At 51.9% G+C, this 19,738-nt stretch carries 20 protein-coding genes; 17 read left to right on the forward strand and 3 right to left on the reverse strand.

All coding sequences use genetic code 11. The annotated features are described in order from the left end of the window. Positions 1-169 precede the first annotated feature (169 nt). From FD25_RS04440 to FD25_RS04465, 6 genes are all read left to right on the forward strand, one after another. Positions 170-1,024: a DegV family protein gene (locus FD25_RS04440; RefSeq protein WP_057801743.1), complete on the forward strand. Its 855-nt coding sequence runs from the start codon at positions 170-172 to the stop codon at positions 1,022-1,024. Positions 1,025-1,514: 490 nt separating this feature from the next. Further along, positions 1,515-2,414, forward strand: a complete 900-nt coding sequence (locus tag FD25_RS04445; RefSeq protein WP_146999921.1) for an alpha/beta hydrolase — start codon at positions 1,515-1,517, stop codon at positions 2,412-2,414. Positions 2,415-2,959: 545 nt separating this feature from the next. Then, positions 2,960-4,366 carry an FAD-dependent oxidoreductase gene (locus tag FD25_RS04450; RefSeq protein ID WP_057801747.1) on the forward strand — a complete coding sequence of 469 codons (1,407 nt, stop codon included), beginning with the start codon at positions 2,960-2,962 and terminating at the stop codon, positions 4,364-4,366. A gap of 129 nt (positions 4,367-4,495) precedes the next feature. Further along, positions 4,496-4,822 carry a thioredoxin gene (trxA, locus tag FD25_RS04455; protein WP_057801749.1) on the forward strand — a complete coding sequence of 109 codons (327 nt, stop codon included), beginning with the start codon at positions 4,496-4,498 and terminating at the stop codon, positions 4,820-4,822. Next, positions 4,822-5,085 (forward strand): metal-sensitive transcriptional regulator, encoded by a 264-nt coding sequence (locus FD25_RS04460; protein WP_057801751.1) that lies wholly within the window; start codon positions 4,822-4,824, stop codon positions 5,083-5,085. Before trxA ends, FD25_RS04460 begins: the two co-directional genes overlap by 1 nt. A gap of 184 nt (positions 5,086-5,269) precedes the next feature. After that, a complete protein-coding gene (locus FD25_RS04465) occupies positions 5,270-6,085 on the forward strand; it encodes a DUF1129 domain-containing protein (protein WP_235807915.1) in 816 nt (271 codons plus the stop codon). Positions 6,086-6,152: 67 nt separating this feature from the next. Here FD25_RS04465 and FD25_RS04470 read toward each other — a convergent pair whose 3' ends face one another. Next, positions 6,153-7,148, reverse strand: coding sequence for an LCP family glycopolymer transferase (locus FD25_RS04470; RefSeq protein WP_057801753.1), 996 nt, complete (start codon positions 7,146-7,148; stop codon positions 6,153-6,155). 201 nt (positions 7,149-7,349) lie between these two features. Here FD25_RS04470 and FD25_RS04475 point away from each other — a divergent pair, with 201 nt between their 5' ends. The 9 genes from FD25_RS04475 (at position 7,350) to FD25_RS04515 (ending at position 16,525) form a co-directional block, all read left to right on the forward strand. Then, positions 7,350-7,823, forward strand: a complete 474-nt coding sequence (locus FD25_RS04475) for an S-ribosylhomocysteine lyase (RefSeq protein ID WP_057731694.1) — start codon at positions 7,350-7,352, stop codon at positions 7,821-7,823. 206 nt (positions 7,824-8,029) lie between these two features. Continuing rightward, the gene (locus FD25_RS04480; RefSeq protein ID WP_057801755.1) at positions 8,030-9,133 is read left to right on the forward strand and encodes a hypothetical protein; all 1,104 of its coding nucleotides are present in this window, start codon (positions 8,030-8,032) and stop codon (positions 9,131-9,133) included. A 699-nt stretch (positions 9,134-9,832) separates the two neighbouring features. After that, positions 9,833-11,122, forward strand: a complete 1,290-nt coding sequence (locus tag FD25_RS04485) for a PTS transporter subunit EIIC (RefSeq protein WP_057801757.1) — start codon at positions 9,833-9,835, stop codon at positions 11,120-11,122. Next, positions 11,112-12,005 (forward strand): alpha/beta hydrolase, encoded by an 894-nt coding sequence (locus FD25_RS04490; protein ID WP_057801759.1) that lies wholly within the window; start codon positions 11,112-11,114, stop codon positions 12,003-12,005. Before FD25_RS04485 ends, FD25_RS04490 begins: the two co-directional genes overlap by 11 nt. A 12-nt stretch (positions 12,006-12,017) precedes the next feature. Continuing rightward, the gene (locus FD25_RS04495; RefSeq protein WP_057801762.1) at positions 12,018-12,875 is read left to right on the forward strand and encodes a LysR family transcriptional regulator; all 858 of its coding nucleotides are present in this window, start codon (positions 12,018-12,020) and stop codon (positions 12,873-12,875) included. A gap of 329 nt (positions 12,876-13,204) precedes the next feature. Continuing rightward, complete coding sequence (locus FD25_RS04500) at positions 13,205-14,050, forward strand: sulfite exporter TauE/SafE family protein (RefSeq protein ID WP_057801764.1); 846 nt, start codon at positions 13,205-13,207, stop codon at positions 14,048-14,050. Next, entirely contained in the window at positions 14,050-14,427 is a 378-nt protein-coding gene (locus FD25_RS04505) for a DUF1634 domain-containing protein (RefSeq protein WP_057801766.1), read from the forward strand. The genes FD25_RS04500 and FD25_RS04505 overlap by 1 nt, the downstream gene beginning before the upstream one ends. Positions 14,428-14,609: 182 nt before the next feature. Continuing rightward, positions 14,610-15,821, forward strand: coding sequence for an MFS transporter (locus FD25_RS04510; RefSeq protein WP_057801855.1), 1,212 nt, complete (start codon positions 14,610-14,612; stop codon positions 15,819-15,821). A gap of 11 nt (positions 15,822-15,832) precedes the next feature. After that, positions 15,833-16,525, forward strand: coding sequence for a GTP pyrophosphokinase (locus FD25_RS04515; RefSeq protein ID WP_057801768.1), 693 nt, complete (start codon positions 15,833-15,835; stop codon positions 16,523-16,525). Between the two features lie 51 nt (positions 16,526-16,576). Here the strand turns inward: FD25_RS04515 and FD25_RS04520 are convergent, their stop codons facing one another. Continuing rightward, the gene (locus FD25_RS04520; RefSeq protein ID WP_057801770.1) at positions 16,577-17,491 is read right to left on the reverse strand and encodes an AEC family transporter; all 915 of its coding nucleotides are present in this window, start codon (positions 17,489-17,491) and stop codon (positions 16,577-16,579) included. A 141-nt stretch (positions 17,492-17,632) separates the two neighbouring features. Beyond that, complete coding sequence (locus FD25_RS04525) at positions 17,633-17,833, reverse strand: YjzD family protein (protein WP_057801773.1); 201 nt, start codon at positions 17,831-17,833, stop codon at positions 17,633-17,635. Between the two features lie 254 nt (positions 17,834-18,087). Here FD25_RS04525 and FD25_RS04530 point away from each other — a divergent pair, with 254 nt between their 5' ends. Further along, positions 18,088-19,287, forward strand: a complete 1,200-nt coding sequence (locus FD25_RS04530) for a cation:proton antiporter (protein ID WP_057801774.1) — start codon at positions 18,088-18,090, stop codon at positions 19,285-19,287. A 210-nt stretch (positions 19,288-19,497) separates the two neighbouring features. Then, positions 19,498-19,677: a hypothetical protein gene (locus tag FD25_RS04535; protein WP_057801776.1), complete on the forward strand. Its 180-nt coding sequence runs from the start codon at positions 19,498-19,500 to the stop codon at positions 19,675-19,677. Positions 19,678-19,738 lie beyond the last annotated feature (61 nt).

Below are 19,738 nucleotides of genomic sequence, written 5' to 3' on the forward strand. Positions count from 1 at the left end.
AAAAACTTGGGGGCCCTGATGGTTTAGACGTTAATTAGAAGATGTCGCTTATAAAATAAAATAACCTAGTTTCAAAAACTAGGTGAGTGCGTTATAATCGTTTTAATCAAGCGGGTGGGTAAGTTCCCGTCCGCCAGCTAACTGAAAATTTAAGAAACGAGGCATTAATATGGCAGCAGAGAAAATTGCAATTTTAGTCGATTCATGTTCCGACGTTCCCAGCGACGTGCTCCACGCCGCCGATATGGCGTTGGCCCCGATGAACGTGATTTTTCGAGATCGCGTCTACGAGGACCGGGTAACCATTACGCCGGCCGAATTTTACCGCCGGCAGGCCACGGAACCGGCCAGCACGGCTAGCCCCACGGGGAAACGAATTATTGAAGCGTTTGAACAGATTCAGGCATCGGGCTACACCCACGTGATTGCCGTGAGCATCTCGGCGAAACTCTCCGGCACCTATCAAGAGATGAAGTTATTGGCGGCAGATTTTCCGCTAACGGTGCACGTCGTTAATACCCGTAGTGTGGGGATCGGTAGTGGGTTTGCGGCCATTTACGCTGCGCAATTACGGGATCAGGGACTGTCCTTTGACCAAATCGTGGCCGAGGTCGAACGGGTGACCGCGCAGACTAAGGTCTTCTTCTACGTGCCGAGCCTGAAATATCTGCAGGCTGGGGGCCGAATCGGTCGAGTTGCCGGGATGGCGGGGACCTTACTGAACGTGAAGCCCATCATCTCTTGTGATGATCAGGGGGTCTATTACCCCATTGCCAAGGTCCGCGGAGAGAAGCGCACCTTAAAAAAGTTAATGGACCTGGTGGCCCAAAGTATCGGTACGGCCACCAAGGTGAACCTCGCCGTGGTTGATGGGGTGAATCCCACCTTGCGTGAGGAGGTGCTCCAACGGTTAAAAGCGACTTACCCGCAGGTTTTGCAGTGGTACGCTGGCGACGTTTCACCGGCGCTAGGGGTGCATACTGGTCCGGGACTGATTGGCATTGGCGTGCAGGTTTTAGACTAAAAGAAAACCACGATGGCGGGTGCGCTATCGTGGCTTGAGGGGGGTACGAGCAGAGTTTAAGACTTTGGGGGAGTGCTAAGTTCCGCTCGTAAGAATAATAAGAATTTGGTGCAACTTCAGTTAACAGCGTCACGGCTATTAACTTGACTGTAGTGTAACCCTTACCTGTGATTGGGCGCAATTGATTGGTTCGATAAATATCTTAATAATAAGGTAAGCGTTACTTGCGACCCTAACAAGTTGAAACCTTGAACGAAATATGCTAAATTAGACCGGCATTTTTGTGACAAATCGCTATAGGGAAGCGATTACAAAAACCGTTAGCTTTCCCTCCCGGGTGAAAAAAGACCTGACAAACCATGATTTGGCCGTATAATAGAACTATGAGATAATCAGATGAGGGACTTGGCGGTGTCGGGTCCCCTGAAAGTAAGCGAGTGATCATCGCCTAGTGGAGGCAGTTGGATTGCTTCGGGAGGATAACGGCTTAATGGATTTGAGTTTAGTAGAACTAGCAGTAATTTCGGGTGCCACCAGCGCAATTGGACGGTTACGGACCCACCGAAAATTGGCTCGGTGGCAACGGCAACGACCGACCATTACGCCGCAAGTGCCCACCTTGTTTGTCCACGGACTGCGCGGCAGTTCCAAGACCATGAAGGAAATGTTGACGGCAGCCGTGAAATTTGGCTATCATCAGCCGTTAACTATTCATATTACACATGCTGGTAAATTAAAGGTGAGCGGGCGATGGGATAATTCGGTCGCCCATCCGCTGATTCAAATCACGTTTGGGAACAACCAGGCCCGGTTAGCCTTTCAGGTTCGTTGGCTTCACGAGGTGATGATCTACCTGCGCGGACAACACGGGGTCCAAGCCTATAACGCTGTGGGTCACTCCGCGGGGAGCGTGGCCTTAGTCGCTTACGCCGAAGCCTACGGGCAAGATGAGTGGTTACCCCAGTTGCAAAAGCTGGTCACGATTGCCGGACCGTTCAACGGGGTGATTGGAATGAACGAAAGCCACAACACCAACTCTTTGGCGGCGAGTGGTCGGCCCAAGATCGTGTACCCCAAGAACTTCTGGCTGCCCAGTTATGCGGACCTGTACCGGGATCGTCAACATTTCCCGGCAACGGCGGCCGTGTTGAACATCTATGGCGACATTAACGACGGGACCCATTCGGATCGCTACATCTCTACGGCCTCGGCCCGGTCACTACGGTACTTGTTGGGATCGGTGCCGGCGAGTTTTCGGGAAGTTGGGTTTCGCGGTGCGGCGGCAGAGCACAGCCGGTTGCACGACAATCCTCACGTGCAAGAACTCGTCTTCGATTTCCTGTTTCACGCAACACATCGGCACCCAGTGGCGCCTAAAATGACTACTTAAAACTAGCAAAAAGCCTCGAACAACATGCGGATTGTTCGGGGCTTTTATTTAGGAATCTGATCATATAAATCACTTGTTTTGGGGGGAGTGCATCTATAGACAGTGATTCCCGTTGTCTATCACAGTGCTTAAGGTCAGAACGTATCACGAACTAACTATGGGTATCATAGTCAGTTCACCGCAAGTTTGCAAGCGAACTGTAACGACTCACTTAAAGTGGTTAGACCGTTTGCTGATAAAGCTGTTATGCTTAAGGATAATGGCTATTTCGAATCACTGGTAGGTTAAACCGCGTTGGGGAGGTAAGAATTACGGTATTGACCACATTTTGGTGGTCATTGACGGGATTGAAGCGCAGAATCATAAGTTTTCACGCTAAATTACCCAACTATTTTAGGTGCATCTTGCACACACGCCCGTCACTTTTGATAATGTGTGAGGTTTTGGGGGTAAAACACCGGCTTTTGCAGGCCAAGTCGTTTATCTTTTGCTAACTTTCTAGTAGACTGCTGGTAGAATCGTTTTTTTCGTGTAGGAGGGTAAACATGAAAGTCATCATTGTGGGTAGCACACACGCCGGAACGAATGCGGCGTTACAAATTTTACGGGATCATCCCGAAACTGAAGTAACCATTTATGAACGACACACCAACGTTTCGTTCTTGTCTTGTGGGATTTCATTGTATTTGGACGGCCAAGTGAAGCATTTGGAAGACATGTTCTATTCTTCGCCGGAGCAGTTAACGTCGCTGGGGGCAACCATTAAGACGCGGTTTAACGTTTTGAAGATTGACGCGACGGCTAAGACGTTAGAAGCCGTTAACATGGACACAGGTGACATGGTCAACGATACTTACGATAAGCTGATCATGGCCACGGGCTCCACGGTGACGGTACCACCAATCTTTGGGATTGATGAAGACAAGGTGCTACTGTGCAAGAACTACGATCAGGCTAAGGCGATTTACGAGACGGCTAAGGATAACAAGCGAATCGCCATTATCGGGGCCGGGTACATTGGGACCGAATTAGCTGAAAGCTATGCGCGGACCGATCATGAAGTTCTGTTACTGCAATCCCGAGACATCGTGTTGAATCACTACGTCGACCGAAACTTCTCCGATAAGATTATTGACCTGTTAGAAGATAAGGGCGTTAAGGTTCACCTGAATTCACGGGTAACGTCCTTTACCAGTGATGACAAGGGTGAATTAGTCATTGAAAGCACGCAAGGCGACTACACGGCCGACTTAGCCATCGTCTGCACGGGTTTTGTGCCGAACACCGAACTCTTACGGGGCCAAGTTGACATGGACCGACACGGGGCCATCATCATCAACGACTACGTGCAAACGTCGAACCCTGATATTTTCGCCTGTGGGGACGCCAGCGTGGTGAACTTCAACCCAACGGGCAAGCCAGCCTACACGCCGTTAGCCACGAACGCGGTGCGGCAAGGGATGTTAGCCGGCATTAACGTCTTTGGCAACATCCAACAGTACATGGGGACCCAAGCGACGTCGGCCATGAACCTCTTTGGTTACACGCTGGCTTCAACCGGGTTGACCCTGGAACACGCGCAGAAGAACGACTTTAATGCGGATATGGTGACCTTTGAAGGTACTTGGCGGCCAGAGTACATGCCATCAACCGACAAGTTGACCATCAACTTGGTTTATGACCGCGATAGTCGCCGAATCCTAGGGGCGCAACTTTATAGTAAGCACGAAGTGGCCCAATCGGCGAACGCCATCTCGATTGCGATTCAAAACCGCAACACGATTGATGACCTGTCCTTCGTCGATATGCTGTTCCAACCGAACTTTGATGATCCGTTCAACTACCTGAACCTGGTCGCTCAAATGGCCGTGGAAAAGGAAACGCAACGGGGCAATAATCACCCGAACTTAACGGCCGCTGCGCACCACGTACAACCAACCGATCAACCATAAAACACAACTTAAACGGGTAGCGTGACCTGGGGGCCGCGCTACTTTTTTTGAGCTCAAAACAAAAAGCTGGTCAAAGGATACCCCTGGGGGTATAATGAGATTATTCATTCAACTAGGAGGACCAATCAAATGCAAGCAATTACCAGTGAAGACTTTGAACATGTCGGTGATGACACGGCGGTGACCGTGGTGGATTTCTGGGCATCGTGGTGCGGACCATGTAAGATGCAGACGCCGGTCTTGGAAGACTTGGATCAAGAATACGGGGATCAAGTAAAATTTGCGTCCTTAGATGTTGATCAGAACCAAGCCCTGGCGCAGAAGATGGGTGTGATGAGTATTCCATCCTTAGTCGTTTTCAAGAACGGCTACCCCACGGAAAAGGTGGTTGGTTATCATCCCAAGGCCGCGCTGAAAAAGTACCTGGATGAAAAATTAGATGAGGTGCAGGCCTAATGGTCCAAACCACAGCGACCCGGTTAAAGAACCGGTTACGGCGCACCGACGGTCAGTTGCAGGGAATCCTGAAGATGGTCGATGAAGGCCGGGATTGTCAAGATATTCTGACGCAGTTGGCCGCCGTGCGGTCGAGTGTCGAACGGATCATGGGTGTCGTGGTGGCGGAAAACGTCAAGCGGTGCATCACGGACGATCAATTGGATACCGACCAGCAAGCCCAATTAGAAGCAGCTTTGGAGTTAGTTGTTAAGAATCATTAGCCAAGAAAATACCTGATTTGCCGATCAGTGGGGTCCGGGACGGAGGTTCCGGACCCCTTTTTTATGAGGCAACAGCTAATTGTCTGCCGCCCTACGAGCCTTTTTGAACATAACTTAGTGGTAATTCGGACGGTTTTTCCCTATGATGGGAACAGTAGTTATTTCGAAAAAGGGAGTGGCATTCGTGGCAAATCGCCCAACCATGACAACACAAAACGCGGCGTTGCGGGAACAATTGACCCCGACGAACCGTGAGTATTGGGACCAACTAGCGAGTCTCTTAGCCCAGCAACCCAAACGGACCAGTGACGCCCAATTACATGATCTTTTAACGGGATTATTGGTCGCTCAAAGTCGCCAAGAAGAGGCCAGTCAGTTCTTCGGGGGCACCCCGGCTGAAGCGGTGCGTACCCTGACGGCTACGCTTTGGCCGCGACCGTGGTGGTTGACCAGTGACCTGTGGTTCCCCTTTATTCTGTTTACCATCGGCATCATCTTACCGACTGCAATTCTACCAGCCGTGCCGTTACAGGCGTCCCTAATGGCCGTCCAGTACGGACTACTGGTGATTGCCTTAGGGCTAGGCATCTGGTTAGCGCCTAAATTCAGTCCCCGCGGTCGGCTCATTAGTTGGGGAATCATCATCGTGGTACTGCTGGCTGCGCTCAGTGTGGCGGCCCGGTGGGTCCCGGCGGCAGGGTTGTTTTACCTGACACGCAAGGGGGGTAGTCTCTTTCTCCTAGCATTTGCCGTGGCGCTGACGGGGTTAATCGTGGGGGTTCAACGTCGCCAGCCGGCATCGTGGCTCCCCGCGTTGACCGCCGACGTTTGGATCACGACCCTACTGGCTTTAATGGCCCGGATCGCGCCGACTTCTAGTTTGATGGTGACGGCTACGGGGAATCTGATCATTGCGTTGGGCACCATCCTAGGGGATTTGAGTATCCTGATTATCGGGTGGCACATTTGGCAAGCCCGACAGGCGACCGATGAAGATTAACAGCCAAGTGTAAAAAAACAGGTTTTCCCGGCATAGACCGAGAAAACCTGTTTTTGATTGGTCCGCTTTAGAAGCCGCTGGGCGCCAACGCATCCGTTTGAAAAGTGGTTGCGGGGGCGAGACTCAGGGACTTACGTAGATCGTTAGAAATTTTATTGACAGTGCTTTGTGAGGCAATTTGGTAGTCGATGCCGTTGATGGTCGCCGGTTGTCCCTGAAGCGTCTGGGACTTAATGTGCCGGCTGGTATGGCCGTACTTGGTACGTAACCAGATGAGGTCCTTAAACGACAGGTTGGTCTGCATGTTGTTTTGTAAGGAGTTGAGCACGGACTGGTAACGCGGCAGTGACGATAGGCCGGCTTCCTTCAAGACCAGGGCCTTAATGATCTGGCGTTGTCGGGCTTGCCGGCCGTAATCACCTAACGGATCCTCGTGGCGCATGCGGGAGTAAGCCAGTGCCTGTGCCCCGTTGAGATGGATCTTCTGACCTTTGACCACGTTGGCCTGTTCGTAATGGAACGTTAAGGGTGGGGTGACCGTTACCCCGCCGACCGCGTTGATCATCTTTTCTAGTCCACCCATGTTCAGCAAAACGTAGTAGTGAATCGGAATGTTGACCAGATGTTCCACGGTTTTGATCGTAGTAGTTGGCCCGTATAGTGGGTAGGCGGCGTTGATCTTTTCTTCGTCCTGGTTGCTCCCCCAGATATTGACCAGGGTATCGCGGGGAATACTGGTCAGCTTAGCGGTCTGTTGCTTAGGATTGATCGTTGCAACGATCATGGTGTCGGTACGTCCCACGTCGTGCCGGCCCAAGGCGCCAGTGTCGGTACCCAGTAGTAGGACGGCAAACGGTTTGCCACTGGTAATGGCCGTATCACTCGGCTTGCTGGGCAGGGCGTGGTAAGTCTGGGTAAAGGTATTTTGCGCGGCATGGTAGGCACGCCAACCGTAAATCCCCCCACCGATTAATAGGATAAAAAGAACCAAACCGACCCACTTCCACCAGCGTCGGTGACTAAAGTGCGGTTGCCGTGGTGGTAACGGCGTTTCATCATTCATGTGAAAACCCCCTCCGATGATTTCGCCTCTAAGTATAAACAAAGTGGTGGATGGGGGGCTAAGGCTTTACCACAATTAGGACAAACTTTTCCCTTTCTTAGAGCTCTTAAGAAAACCAAAAAGATTCGTGGTTTGGGCCGTTTTGGTGTAAAGTAAAAGGGTACGATTAACTTAAAATTAGTAAAGGGAGTTGGCAGAATAATGGCAAAAGTTGAAAGTTTTACGTTGGACCACACCGCCGTTAAGGCACCTTACGTGCGTTTGATTACGCGGGAAACGGGTAAAAAGGGTGACGTGATTTCAAACTTCGATTTACGGTTAGTTCAACCAAACGAAAACGCGATCCCAACCGCCGGATTACATACGATCGAACATTTACTGGCCGGTTACTTACGGGACGAGATGGACGGTGTGATCGACTGTTCGCCATTCGGTTGCCGGACCGGCTTCCACTTGATTACCTGGGGTGAACAATCCACCGAAGAAGTCGCCAAAGCCTTAAAGGCCGCGCTTCACCGGATCGCCTACAACACGGAATGGAAAGACGTTCAAGGAACTGATAAGTACAGTTGTGGAAACTACCGGGACCACAGCCTCTTCTCCGCTAAGGAATGGTGTGTTGACATTCTGGACAAGGGAATTTCTAAAGACCCATTTACGCGTGAAGTGATCTAAAGTAATCTGACTAAACGTTGACGGGGAACCAGTTTGCTGGTTGCCCGTTTTTTAGTGACGTAAGGTCAATACCCTAAGTTAGTGTCCCTAAACATAGGTAAATGGGGTAACGCGTATACTTAAGAAAAAGACGGCAACGTTGCCGGTGGGGGCCGGACGCTGACGGAGAGCAATGTGGAATGATTGAGAATTGAGGGGATGTAAAAATGCGCTGGCGACAGCTTTGGGGTGTGTTAGTCACGATTGGGATGATTAGTTGTTTGACGGTTTCGGCCCACGCAATGACGATCGTGCATCAAAAATCAAACGGGTTATACGGGACGTCTTTACGGCAGACACGGCGGTTAAACGACCGACAGGTTCATTACGTGACCGTGCCTAAGCATTATGCTCACGCCAAACACCCGCACGGGGTGGACACGATTCGGTCAACTAAGGGGCACGCGGTGACGTTTAAGACCAAGTACCTCCTACCTTATCCAGGGTATCATCGGCAAGCCTGGGGCAATCCGCAGGGGATGACCCGCGCGGGCCGCTACCTGTACGTGGTGTACTGTCCCACGAAGCTCAAGAACAAGGGGCGGCTGGTGCGTCTCGACGAACGTAAACTCGCGGCACTTCACGCCACGGCCCGTCAATTACAGAAGGTGTACACCAAAGCGGCCGGGCATAATCAGCAAGAACGGGCCATCCGGCGAGCCATCAAGGTGGGGCCGTTGTTCACGACAGGGCACGGCCAATCGCTGGCGTATAATCCGCGGAACCACCACCTGTACATGTGGTGTGACCGCGAAAAGGCCCCCCGGATTCCCATCAACCAGTACGGGTATATTGACCGCATTAGTGCCAAAACCCTGCGGCCCGTTCATCAGATTCGGGTCCGACTCAGACAACACGGCTACGCGGTCCCCGGTGGCCACGTCCTGACCTTTGACCGGAGTGGCCGGGCTTATTTCTGGAGTTGTCCGGGTGGGCATCAGGCTTACATTTATCAAGGACGAATCACGGACCATCAGGTGAAGTTTCGGCTGACCCGCCAAATCCTAACTCGCGGCCCCGGCACCCGGATTCAGAGTATGGGGTATAACCCGCGCAATAACCGGCTATATTTGGTCTCTGACAGTTCAATTCTGAGTTTACCGGTCAAGAAGTTGGCGGGACGGGGCCACCTAACAAGTGGTCAGGTTCGCTGGACTCGCTTTGCGCCCCGGCGGGAATTTGAAGGCCTGGACTTTGATCAACAGGGGCACGCCTACCTGCTCAGTAACCACCATCCGGAAGTGCTCGTGGGGAACCGCACGACTTGGTAATCACTAATGCGTGATGAGATTAAAAAATACTTCCGGACCAGTCAGCAACGGGCTAGAACGGGATGGGCACGACTTCAAGCCCCCCCAGCCCGGATCTTGAAGGTCAACCTTTGCCTAAGCCGGTAAATCCACCAGCTAAGTCAAATTTCACCCCTGAGCCCATTGCTGACTAGTTCGCCAGCTCATACTGGTTATGACGGCAACATGAACAGATCGCTGATAACTAATTGTTTAAGACAGATCTCAAGGCTTCGCCAATTGGTGGGGCCTTTTTTGGTGAATAACGCCATCAAGTGGGGGGTGGAATTAAATAATGCCATAGAGTATCAGCTAATATTTTGATCCTTTATGGACGGCGAATTTTAATTACAGGCTGTATTGCCAGTAAATTATTGTGAATTTAAACTGCCATTGTCTAGTCTGGAGGCGAGCAGGGGCTCAGCCAGCGAAATTATTCTTGGGTGGCGTTTTGTGCCGCCCTAGAATAAGGCCGAGTTTTGAAACTCGCGGATTTTGCGAGGTTCAAAATCGTGCCCGCAGGCGTTCCAGCCCCTGAGCGCCGGAAGACGACCAGCTTTATCCTAGCCAAGGCTGTGTACCTGTGTATCTTAAAATATGAATAAATTTATGAGGCGTTTAATCCCCGGTTAGCGGTCAAGCACGTATAATGAATTTGAAGACGGAAGTAGGGGGAATTCGATGCAAGCACTCTGGCGTTTTAATCAACGAGTCAGTCATTGGCGAGCGATGCGCGTGATTAAACAAGCCTTACGGGTGACGTACCCGTTTATTTTGGTGATGACTTTAATCAGTGCCATCGGGCAAAGCTGTCTAACGACTAACGGTTTTTTCTTTCAAATTTATCATATTGGGCAATGGTTACCGGGGCTCGACCTGTGGCAGGGTGCCTTTCAAGTCATGGGACTGGTGGTCAATAACGTGGTCGCGGTGATCGTGGCGTTTGCGACCGGATACTTTCTGGCCTTGACCTATAAACGGAGTGGTTTAGCCGTGGGACTCGTGAGTGCCCTGGCCTTTTTGACGTTAAACGTGAATTACGAAGTCCTTGACCAGACCAAGCGGGCCGGAGAACAGGGCGCCCAGTTCGTGGAAAACAACCTTGGGCCGCAAGGAATCTTTCTGGCCATCATCGTGGGACTCAGTGTCGGTTGGTTTGTGAGCAAGTTATTGGCGCGAACGACTAAGTGGCACTGGTTCGAACGGTTAACGCTGACGGGACGGGTGGCCTGGGCGTTAGTTATCGTCTTGGTTCTGAACGTCCTGATTGGTTATGGCCTGAGCTGGTTGTCGGAAGGGGGGCTCAATGGGTTGGTTTACTTAGGGACTAACGCGTTGATCACCAATCCGGGCCATTACGGGGTTATGATTTTAGCCGTCACCACCTTTAATAACTTGATGTGGTGGTTGGGGTTAATTGGTCCCGTGGGCTTGGCCGGCAATAATTCGGTACGCTCGCTGCAAAACCTAGCGGCGGCCGTGCAACACGGGTCCGTCTGGCACGCCCCGTATCCGGTAACCTTACATACCCTGGGGGACGCTTATGCGAACTTTGGGGGTGCCGGGATGACGTTGGCGTTGATTATTGCCATTTGGCTCGGTTCGCGGCAAATTCATTACCGCCGGATCGCCACGCAGACGTTTTTACCCAACCTGGTCAACCTAAATAACGCGACGCTATTGGGCTTACCGGTTTTGTATAATCCCATCTTGTTGATTCCGTTTCTGATTGCGCCCGCCGTGAACATCACGTTGGCGTGGTGTGCCATCACCTGGAAGTTAGTCCCACCGATGGCCTACCCGATGCCGCGAACGACGCCGGGACCGTTGATGGCTTATCTGGGAACCGGGGGCGATTGGCGCGCGTTGCTGTTGAGTCTGGTTTGTTTAACGGTGTCCGTATTGATCTATTTACCATTCGTCAAACTTTTAAATCAAGAAGATCAGGAGGCGACCGACGATGCGGCGTAAGTTAACCATCGGGGGCCTCGCCATCGTGTTGGTTTTAGCCATCTTTATTCCCAGTGTCTTGTGGCTACACCAGCGGGTCGCCCACTATAAAACGAATTATCGGACCCCACTGGATCCCACCATCATGGTGCCGGGATCCAGTGCCAGTCAGGACCGGTTCGACACCCTGATTACCCAGTTGCGGGAGGAAACCAAGACCGCGCACAGCGTGTTGAAGGTCAAGGTCGCCACCAACGGTCAATTATCCTATACCGGGAGTATTCGGCGGGGGGATAACCAACCGTTCATCGTGATTGCCTTTGAGAATAACCACGACGGGTATACCAATATTAATAAGCAGGCGCAGTGGTTAAACGTTGCCTTCAAATCACTGGTTAAGACCTACCATTTCAACCATTTCTCGGCGCTGGGTCACTCCAACGGGGGGCTCATTTTAAGCCTCTTCTTGGAAAACTATTTCGCGCAAACTAAAAACGTGACGATCGATCGGTTAATGACCATCGCCACGCCGTACAATATGGAATCCGACAGTACCACCACGGAAACCGATATGTTAAAAGAACTGATTGCCGGGCGCAGCAAGTTGCCCAAAAATCTAACGGTGTACTCGGTGGCTGGGACGGAAAACTATTCCAGTGACGGCACCGTTCCCGCTAACAGTGTTAACCAGGGGAAGTACGTGTTCCAGAATCACGTGGCGCACTACACCCAGATTACCGTGACGGGGGACGATACGACCCACTCGGATTTGCCACAAAATAAGCAAATCGTACTGTTGATTCGGCAGTATCTCCTGCAAGAAACCGTTCCCGAAAAATCGCCAACCAAGAAGCGGCGCCGGGTCAGCCGGGCGGCCGATGTCCGTGACGCCGGCCTACAGTAAGGAGGTTATCCCGTGAATTTTCGGCAACTCGAATACTTTTTAGCCGTGGCGAACGCCGGGCAGATTACGGCGGCGGCCCAGCAACTGCACATGGCCCAACCACCACTGAGTTACCAACTTAAACAATTAGAAACCGACTTGGGGGTACAACTTTTGCATCGCACGTCCAGTGGCACCAGTTTGACGCCGGCGGGACAGTTGTTACGCGACTATGCCCAACAACTGCTCGACCTGCGTAACCGGGCGGACAGCCAGGTGCGCTCACTGGGTCAGGGCCTCGCGGGGGTCCTGTCGGTGGGGGTCATCTCATCGTCGATCGGGGCAACGCCCAACGCCAAGCTCCGCACCCTGACCCGCCACTACCCTAAGGTACAGATTCGACTGTTTGAGGACAACACTTATGGCCTAATTGACCGGTTGGAAAAACAGTTGATTGACGTGGCCATCGTGCGCACCCCCTTTACCGGCCCCCACTTGGCTAGTAAGGAACTGAAATCGGAGGCCATGGCGGCCGTGGTGCCGCACAAGTACGATCATTTTGCGGGGGCGACCATCCAGGTTGAAGACCTGGCAACGGTCCCGTTGATCATCTACCGGCGCTTCGAAAGTCTTTTTCAGGCGACGTTTCGGCAACAGGCCATTACGCCATTTATCGCGTGCACCTGCGACGATGCTCGGACCGCGGTGCAGTGGGCCAACGCCCAAATGGGGGTGGCCATTGTGCCGCAATCCGTGGCGGAGCAAGGGAGCGACCCCCAGACCAGCATTCGACCGATTCGGTACCGACCGTGGCGAACGACGCTCAAGCTGGTTTGGCCCGAACAGGTCACGCCCAGTCCGTTACTCCAACGATTTATTGATAGCTACTAATTGAAGCATATTTCAGATACAAATTAAACGACGTTGCCATATTTTTTAAGTATGGCAACGTCGTTTTAGTCTGTAATCGGTTACTTGGCCCGTTTAAGGCCGTTTGGCTATGGGAATTAGGGTAACTAACGCACCTCAACAGAAAATAATAGTTTGGTTCTAAATTCACATGCAAAGCAATATCTATTGAATAAGACTATGTTAACAACAATCTATATTGTGCAATGTAAACAAACTTGGCTCGTCAGACCGAGTAATCCCGCTTGCTCCCATCTCCGGAAAAGTTGATAATCAAAGGTGTTAAGAAACGAATCGAGGGGGATCAACTCATGGGACAAACTGCCTTAATCATGTTAGGGGTAGGAATTTTCGCCGGGATCGCCGGTGCCATTCTGGGAATCGGTGGGGGCATGATCATTACCCCCATCCTGACCTTGGGAATGGGATTAAATATTAAATACGCGATTGGGGCCAGTATCATTGCCGTGATTGCGACCAGTTCGGGTTCGACCATCGCGTATCTTCGCGATAACGTGTTGAACTTACGGGTGGCCATGTTTTTGGAAATTGCGACCACCATTGGGGCCATCGTCGGGGCGTTACTGACCGGCGTGTTGGACCCCAAGTACCTGTACTTGTTGTTTGGCTGCCTGCTGGTGTTTTCAAGTTGGAATATGTACCGGAAGTTGCGGCGCGGTCAGGAAGTCTTACAACGGGTCGAACCGGATAAGATTGCGACCAAGCTGAAGCTTAACGGGTCGTACTACGATAAAGCCGAGATGAAGGACGTCGACTACCAGGTCGAAAACGTGCCGGCCGGGTTCTCCGTGATGTTTGGGGCCGGCGTAGCCAGTGGCCTGTTGGGCATTGGGTCCGGGGCGTTTAAGGTCATGGCGATGGACACCTTCATGAAGATGCCGCTGAAGCCGTCGAGTTCAACGTCCAACCTGATGATGGGGGTCACCGCAGCGGCCAGTGCCACGGTCTACTTCTTTAACGGCTCGATCTTACCCACCATTGCCGTACCGATGGCGTTAGGGATCTTAGTTGGGGCCGTCTTGGGGTCGCGCATCATGCAGATCTTACCGTCGCGCTGGATTCGAATCGTGTTCATTCCGGTGCTACTCTACATTGGTGGTCAGATGTTGTTTAAAGGATTGGGGGTTCACTTCTAATGGCAGAAAAACCAACGACGGCGCGAGAAATGGCGCAAGTTGAAACCATTATTGGCCGAATCTTACAGGTCGGTGTGATCTTCTCGGCGGTAATCATGGCCATTGGCTTGGTCATGTTTTTAGCAACTGGGCATTCCGGTTATCCGGGAACCACGATGCCCTTGACGATGGGGGCCATTTTACTGGGGACCTGGCAACTGAAGCCCTTTGCCATCATGATGCTGGGCGTTTACTGTTTGATTTTGACGCCCGTGTTACGGGTGGTCGTGTCGATTTACGCCTTCTACAAGGAAAAAGATCACCTCTACGTGGCGATTACCACCACGGTACTGATTATTCTGATCATTGCTTTGGTGATCGGGGTCTACGGGAAATAATCGGGAACAACGGGTCTGCGACGATGGTCGGAGGCCCTTTTTGGGTCGTGGCGTTGGTGACTATGCTACACTAATCATTATTAATGAATTTATGAAACGGCGGTTACCCGACTTGTTAAATTAATTTACAAGGTGGGCAACCGCCCTGTAGGATAGTGAGGAGGGCTAACGAGCTCGTGGGGATGCAAAAACAGGAAGCCTGGCGGCGGAACCTGGCCGTGTTGTGGTTAGGAACCTTTATTGCTGGCATGGGATTTAGTGAAATTATGCCCTTTTTGTCCCTGTACGTGGATGATTTGGGAACCTTTACCAAAGGCCAACTGACCATGTACAGTGGGGTCACGTACGCGGTCACCTTTTTGGTCATCGCGATTGTGTCTCCAGTTTGGGGGCGGTTAGCGGACCGTAAAGGCCGCAAATTAATGCTCTTGCGGTCATCACTCGGGATGGCCGTCGTGATTGGGGCCATGGGTTTCGTGACCAACGTTTGGCAGCTAATTGGCCTACGGTTTTTGCAGGGCCTCTTTGCCGGCTACATCCCCAACGCCAGTGCGTTGGTGGCCGCGGAAACGCCGCGTAAGCAGAGTGGTCGGGCGCTGGGCGTATTGACCACGGGCTACGTGAGTGGGAACTTAATCGGTCCAGTTTTGGGCGGAATTCTCGCCCAGGTCTTTACGATTCGCTGGACCTTTGTGCTCACCGGAATCCTGTTGTTGATTGTGTTTGCGCTTAGTGCCACGATGGTTCACGAACACTTTCAGCCCGTTACCCGCGACCAGCAGGCCCAGCGGGGGAGTGTCCTGAAAGCCTTTCAGAATCCCAAGTTGATTCTGGTCTTGTTGACCTCGACCATGATTATCCAGATGGGCAACAACTCGATCACCCCAATCATTAGTCTGTACGTCCGGCAGTTAATGCACGGCGTGGGACCGGTCACCGTGGTGGCGGGGATCATTGCAGCGTTACCCGGAATTTCGACGTTATTGTCAGCCCCGAAACTCGGGGAATACGGTGATCGGCGCGGGACACAGCGCGTATTGATTTTTGGTTACGTGTTTGCGGTCCTGATGTACTTTCCCCAGGGATTTATCACCAGTGTGTGGTTGCTCGGGGTCTTTCGGTTCATGATCGGGATCTCCGACGGGGCCCTGTTCCCCGTCGTGCAGACCATGCTGACCAAAAACTCGCCGCAGGAACTCACGGGCACCGTGTTTAGTTGGAACCAGTCGTTTCAGGCGCTGGGAAGTATGCTGGGCTCGCTATTGGGTGGGCTGATTGCCAACTGGTTCAATTACAGCGGGGTCTTTACGTTTACCGCGCTAACCTTATTATTAAATTTTCTGTTGTTGTGGTGGTTGGTTCCCGAAATTCGCCACTGGCGACAACGGGCTTAGGAGATTAAGTCATGACTGAGGAAACACCTAAAGAAAATTTACCCGCGGCCCTGGTCAACGACCCCACGTCGATCCAGGCCATCGATCAATTTCGTCAATTAATGTTAAATTACCGTAGCGCTATTCAGGTGATGCGGACTAAGATTCGCTATCTCGATCAGGAATACCAGATTCAAAATGGCCATAGCCTGGTAGACAGCCTCCAATCGCGTATCAAATCGCCCGAAAGTATCTTGGAAAAGGTGCAACGGAAACACTTTGATTTTAACCTAAATACGTTGCCGAACGACATGCACGACATTGCCGGGATTCGGATCATCGTGCGGTTCGAAGACGATATCCAGGCCATGGAACAACGATTGGCGCGGCAACCGGATATTCGAATCTTACGACGCAAGGACTACATCACCCACCCCAAGGCCAACGGTTACCGGAGCCTGCACCTGATTTTAGCGGTGCCGGTTTTCCTGGCGGCGGGGACGATTGAGGTCAAGGTGGAGGTTCAGATTCGGACGATTGCGATGAATTTCTGGGCGTCACTGGAACACGAATTAAACTATAAAAAACAAATTTCGCACCAGGCGGAACTCAAACAAGAATTGTTAGAAAAGGCGAAACAGGTTCACGAACTGGACCACGATATGAACGCCATTAAAAATCAAATCCGCAATAGTGAACGTCCGGAAGGGCCTAAGACCATTTAAAAGAGTCCCCCGACATCAAGGTAGGTGTCAGGGGACTCTTTGAGTTAAGGGTTAGTGTCCACCCAACGCTACGACCAACGGAATGGTCACCAAACTCAAGATGGTTGAGAGACTCATCACGGCGATGGCCGGTGCGGCGTCGGCGTGGATTTGCAGGGTGAAGAGCACCACGATGCCGGCGACCGGGCAGGCAATCATGATGAGGGTGGTGGTGTAAGCAATCCCACTAACACCCAGCAGTGTTAAGATACCGGCGCCAAGCAACGGAAAGACGAGGTTGCGTAAAAATAATGTCAATCCCAACCAAGGGTTGAGCATTTGGCGACTTAACGTAATTTGGGCCAGGCTGTTCCCAATGACGATCATCGAAAGTGGGGTGTTGACGGATCCGACCGCCGTCACAATCCGGTTCAGGGTGCCGGGCAGGTGCCAACCGCTCAAGAAGAGCAAAATTCCCACCGCAATTGCGATGATGTTGGGATTCAATAGGACCTGGCGATACTGGTGATTGGCCGGAGCGTGAAACAGCCGAACGCCCAGCGTCCAACTGAACAGGTTGAACCCAGCGAGGGCGACCACGGCGTAGAAGACCCCGGTACTGCCGAACAGGGCACTAATGAGGGGAATCCCCATGAACCCAGCGTTGGAATAGATACTGCCGTACTGGGTAATTCGCCGGAGGTTGGGATCGCTGAGGTGGCCGAAAATTAACCAGGCTAACAGGGTGACGACCACGTACCAGATGAAGGTTCCCGCGGCGGCCAGTAGGAATTGATGGAGTCGTGAGCCCGAAAAGGGTTGTTCAAAAGCCCCAATGATTAAGCAAGGTGACACCACGTAGAGTAAGATGTTGGTCAGGTCGTTAGCGGTTTGAGCGTGCATGAAGTGACACTTATTAATCAGCACTCCAATCAGCATGAGACCGAACATGAGGATAATTTGATTGGTTAATTGGGCAAGTTGCACAAAGTAACTTCCTTCCGTGAAACGTGTTTTTTAGGGAATTAGACCGGTCAACACAAAACGACCGCAAAACCGGCGGGCTTTGCGGTCGTTTTTAGTTATCCGGAGTTCCTCAACGTTGCCGTCGAGCAGCGGCGAATTGCTCTAGTTCTTCGCAGACTTCTTATCGCTACGGGCTAGTAACGTGATCCCGTTGACCGCGATCAGGGCAACGATAGCCATGGTGATACCTAATTGCATCGGCTTATAAGGCATTTGTTCCAATGATTGACCGACATACCCGATCACTTCACCAAAAATAACTGCCCAAACCACCACAACGATATTTGCTTCAAGCCACTTCATCCGCGTCACCTCACAATCTCGTTAATCGTTATTAGTTTAACACGATTGACCGCTGACCGGTAGTTAAGATTTAGTTTGCCTCGCTAATTTTCTTAGCAGAGTCGTAGGGGTTGCGTTCACCCAGTAAACCAGATATACTTACTAGAATATTATAAACGGGTTGAAGCGACTGCTTTTCAAGAATGAGGTTGGCCTTGGGTTGGGCGACCAGAGGAGAAGTGGACGCTTTTTTTGTGTCCAAAAGGAGGGCCAATATGGAATTATTAGGAAATTTAACGTTGATTTTACTGGCAACCACCATTGTCGGACACTTTAGTACGCGCATTGGCATTCCCGCGGTAATCGGGCAACTATTGGTGGGAATCGTCTTGGGGCCGGCCATGTTGGGCTGGTTACATTTAACGCACAATTTAGAGGGCTTCGCTGAAATTGGGGTCATCGTCTTAATGTTTATCGCGGGGCTCGAAAGTGACCTGCAATTACTGAAACGTTACCTAAAACCCAGCGTATTTGTGGCGATTCTGGGGGTTATCGTACCGGTGCTGGGAACCTTCTGGGTGGCAGAACTGTATCACTTGCCGCTGACGGAAAGCATGTTTCTGGGCGTGATCTTTGCGGCGACCTCGGTTTCCATCTCGGTCGAAGTCTTAAAAGAAATGAATGCCTTAAATAGCCGGGAAGGGACCACGATCCTGGGGGCCGCCGTGGTCGATGACGTGTTGGCCGTGATTATCTTGAGTGTGTTGGTGTCGACTACCGGGACCGCGGTCGGTGGGCACACGTCCGGTAATTTGCTGGTAACCACGCTGATGCAGGTCGTCTACTTTGCGGCCATCTACTTCGTGGTGAAGTGGTTGGCGCCGTACATGGCCAAGATGGGCAAACGGCTGATGATTCCGATGGGCGAGACGTTGATGGCCATCATCCTGTGTTTTGGGATGGCCTACGTGGCCGAACTGGTCGGCCTAAGCGACGTGGTGGGGGCCTTCTTCGCCGGGATCGCCATCTCCCAAACGTCCGTCAAATCAACGGTTGACCGGCACATTGAGCCGGTGGGTTACGCAGTCTTTATTCCGGTCTTCTTCGTTAGCATCGGGCTAAACATGGACTTTAACGGGTTAGGTAAGCAAATCGGGTTTATCCTGGTACTGACGGTCGTGGCCGTAGCTTCCAAGTTGATTGGGGCCGGTGGCGGGGCCAAGTTGGCCGGTTTCTCGTGGATGAGTTCCACAGCCGTCGGCGCCGGCATGGTCTCCCGGGGGGAAATGGCGTTGATTATCGCCCAGATTGGGTACCAGGCGAAGCTGATGTCGCCGGTCCGTTACTCGGCGATTGTCGCGGCCATTATCCTAGCTACGTTAGTCGCACCGTTCCTGTTACGCTTGACCATGAATCAGGTGACTAAGGGGCAAAAGGATCGCTCGAAGGTCCGACCATTAAATGATGAGCAATGAACGGGTCCCGCCAAGGTGCGGGGCTTTTTTGGTTCGTCATGAAAAGTTATGGTGCCGGACATCGTGACACCAGTCCGGCAGACAGAAGTGGTAAAATAAGCCTGTCAATAGCGTTGGCCATTAAGCGGGGACTTGGTGGCCCATGATGCCCCCAAATGATTTATGGTGGCGATGGAACGTTGGACGAAAGGGGAAGTAGGGGAGCACATTATGAGACTGAGCTTTAACCATAAATTTTACCGGAACTGGCCCTTTTGGGTGGGGATTGCCTTTTTGGTCGGCGACGGCTGCTTGCGGCTTTTCGCGGGGATGTTGAGTGATCCGTTAGGGGTCATGATTGGCCTCATGTGGCTTGCCATTGGCTTGTTTTATCCTCTGGGTCGACCTTAAAAAGCCTCACCCGTAACGAATAACCGTTACGGGTGAGGCTTTTAGCATGCAGTGATGACGA

This window comes from Levilactobacillus acidifarinae DSM 19394 = JCM 15949 (genome assembly GCF_001434835.1).
GTDB classification, from domain to species: Bacteria; Bacillota; Bacilli; order Lactobacillales; family Lactobacillaceae; genus Levilactobacillus; species Levilactobacillus acidifarinae.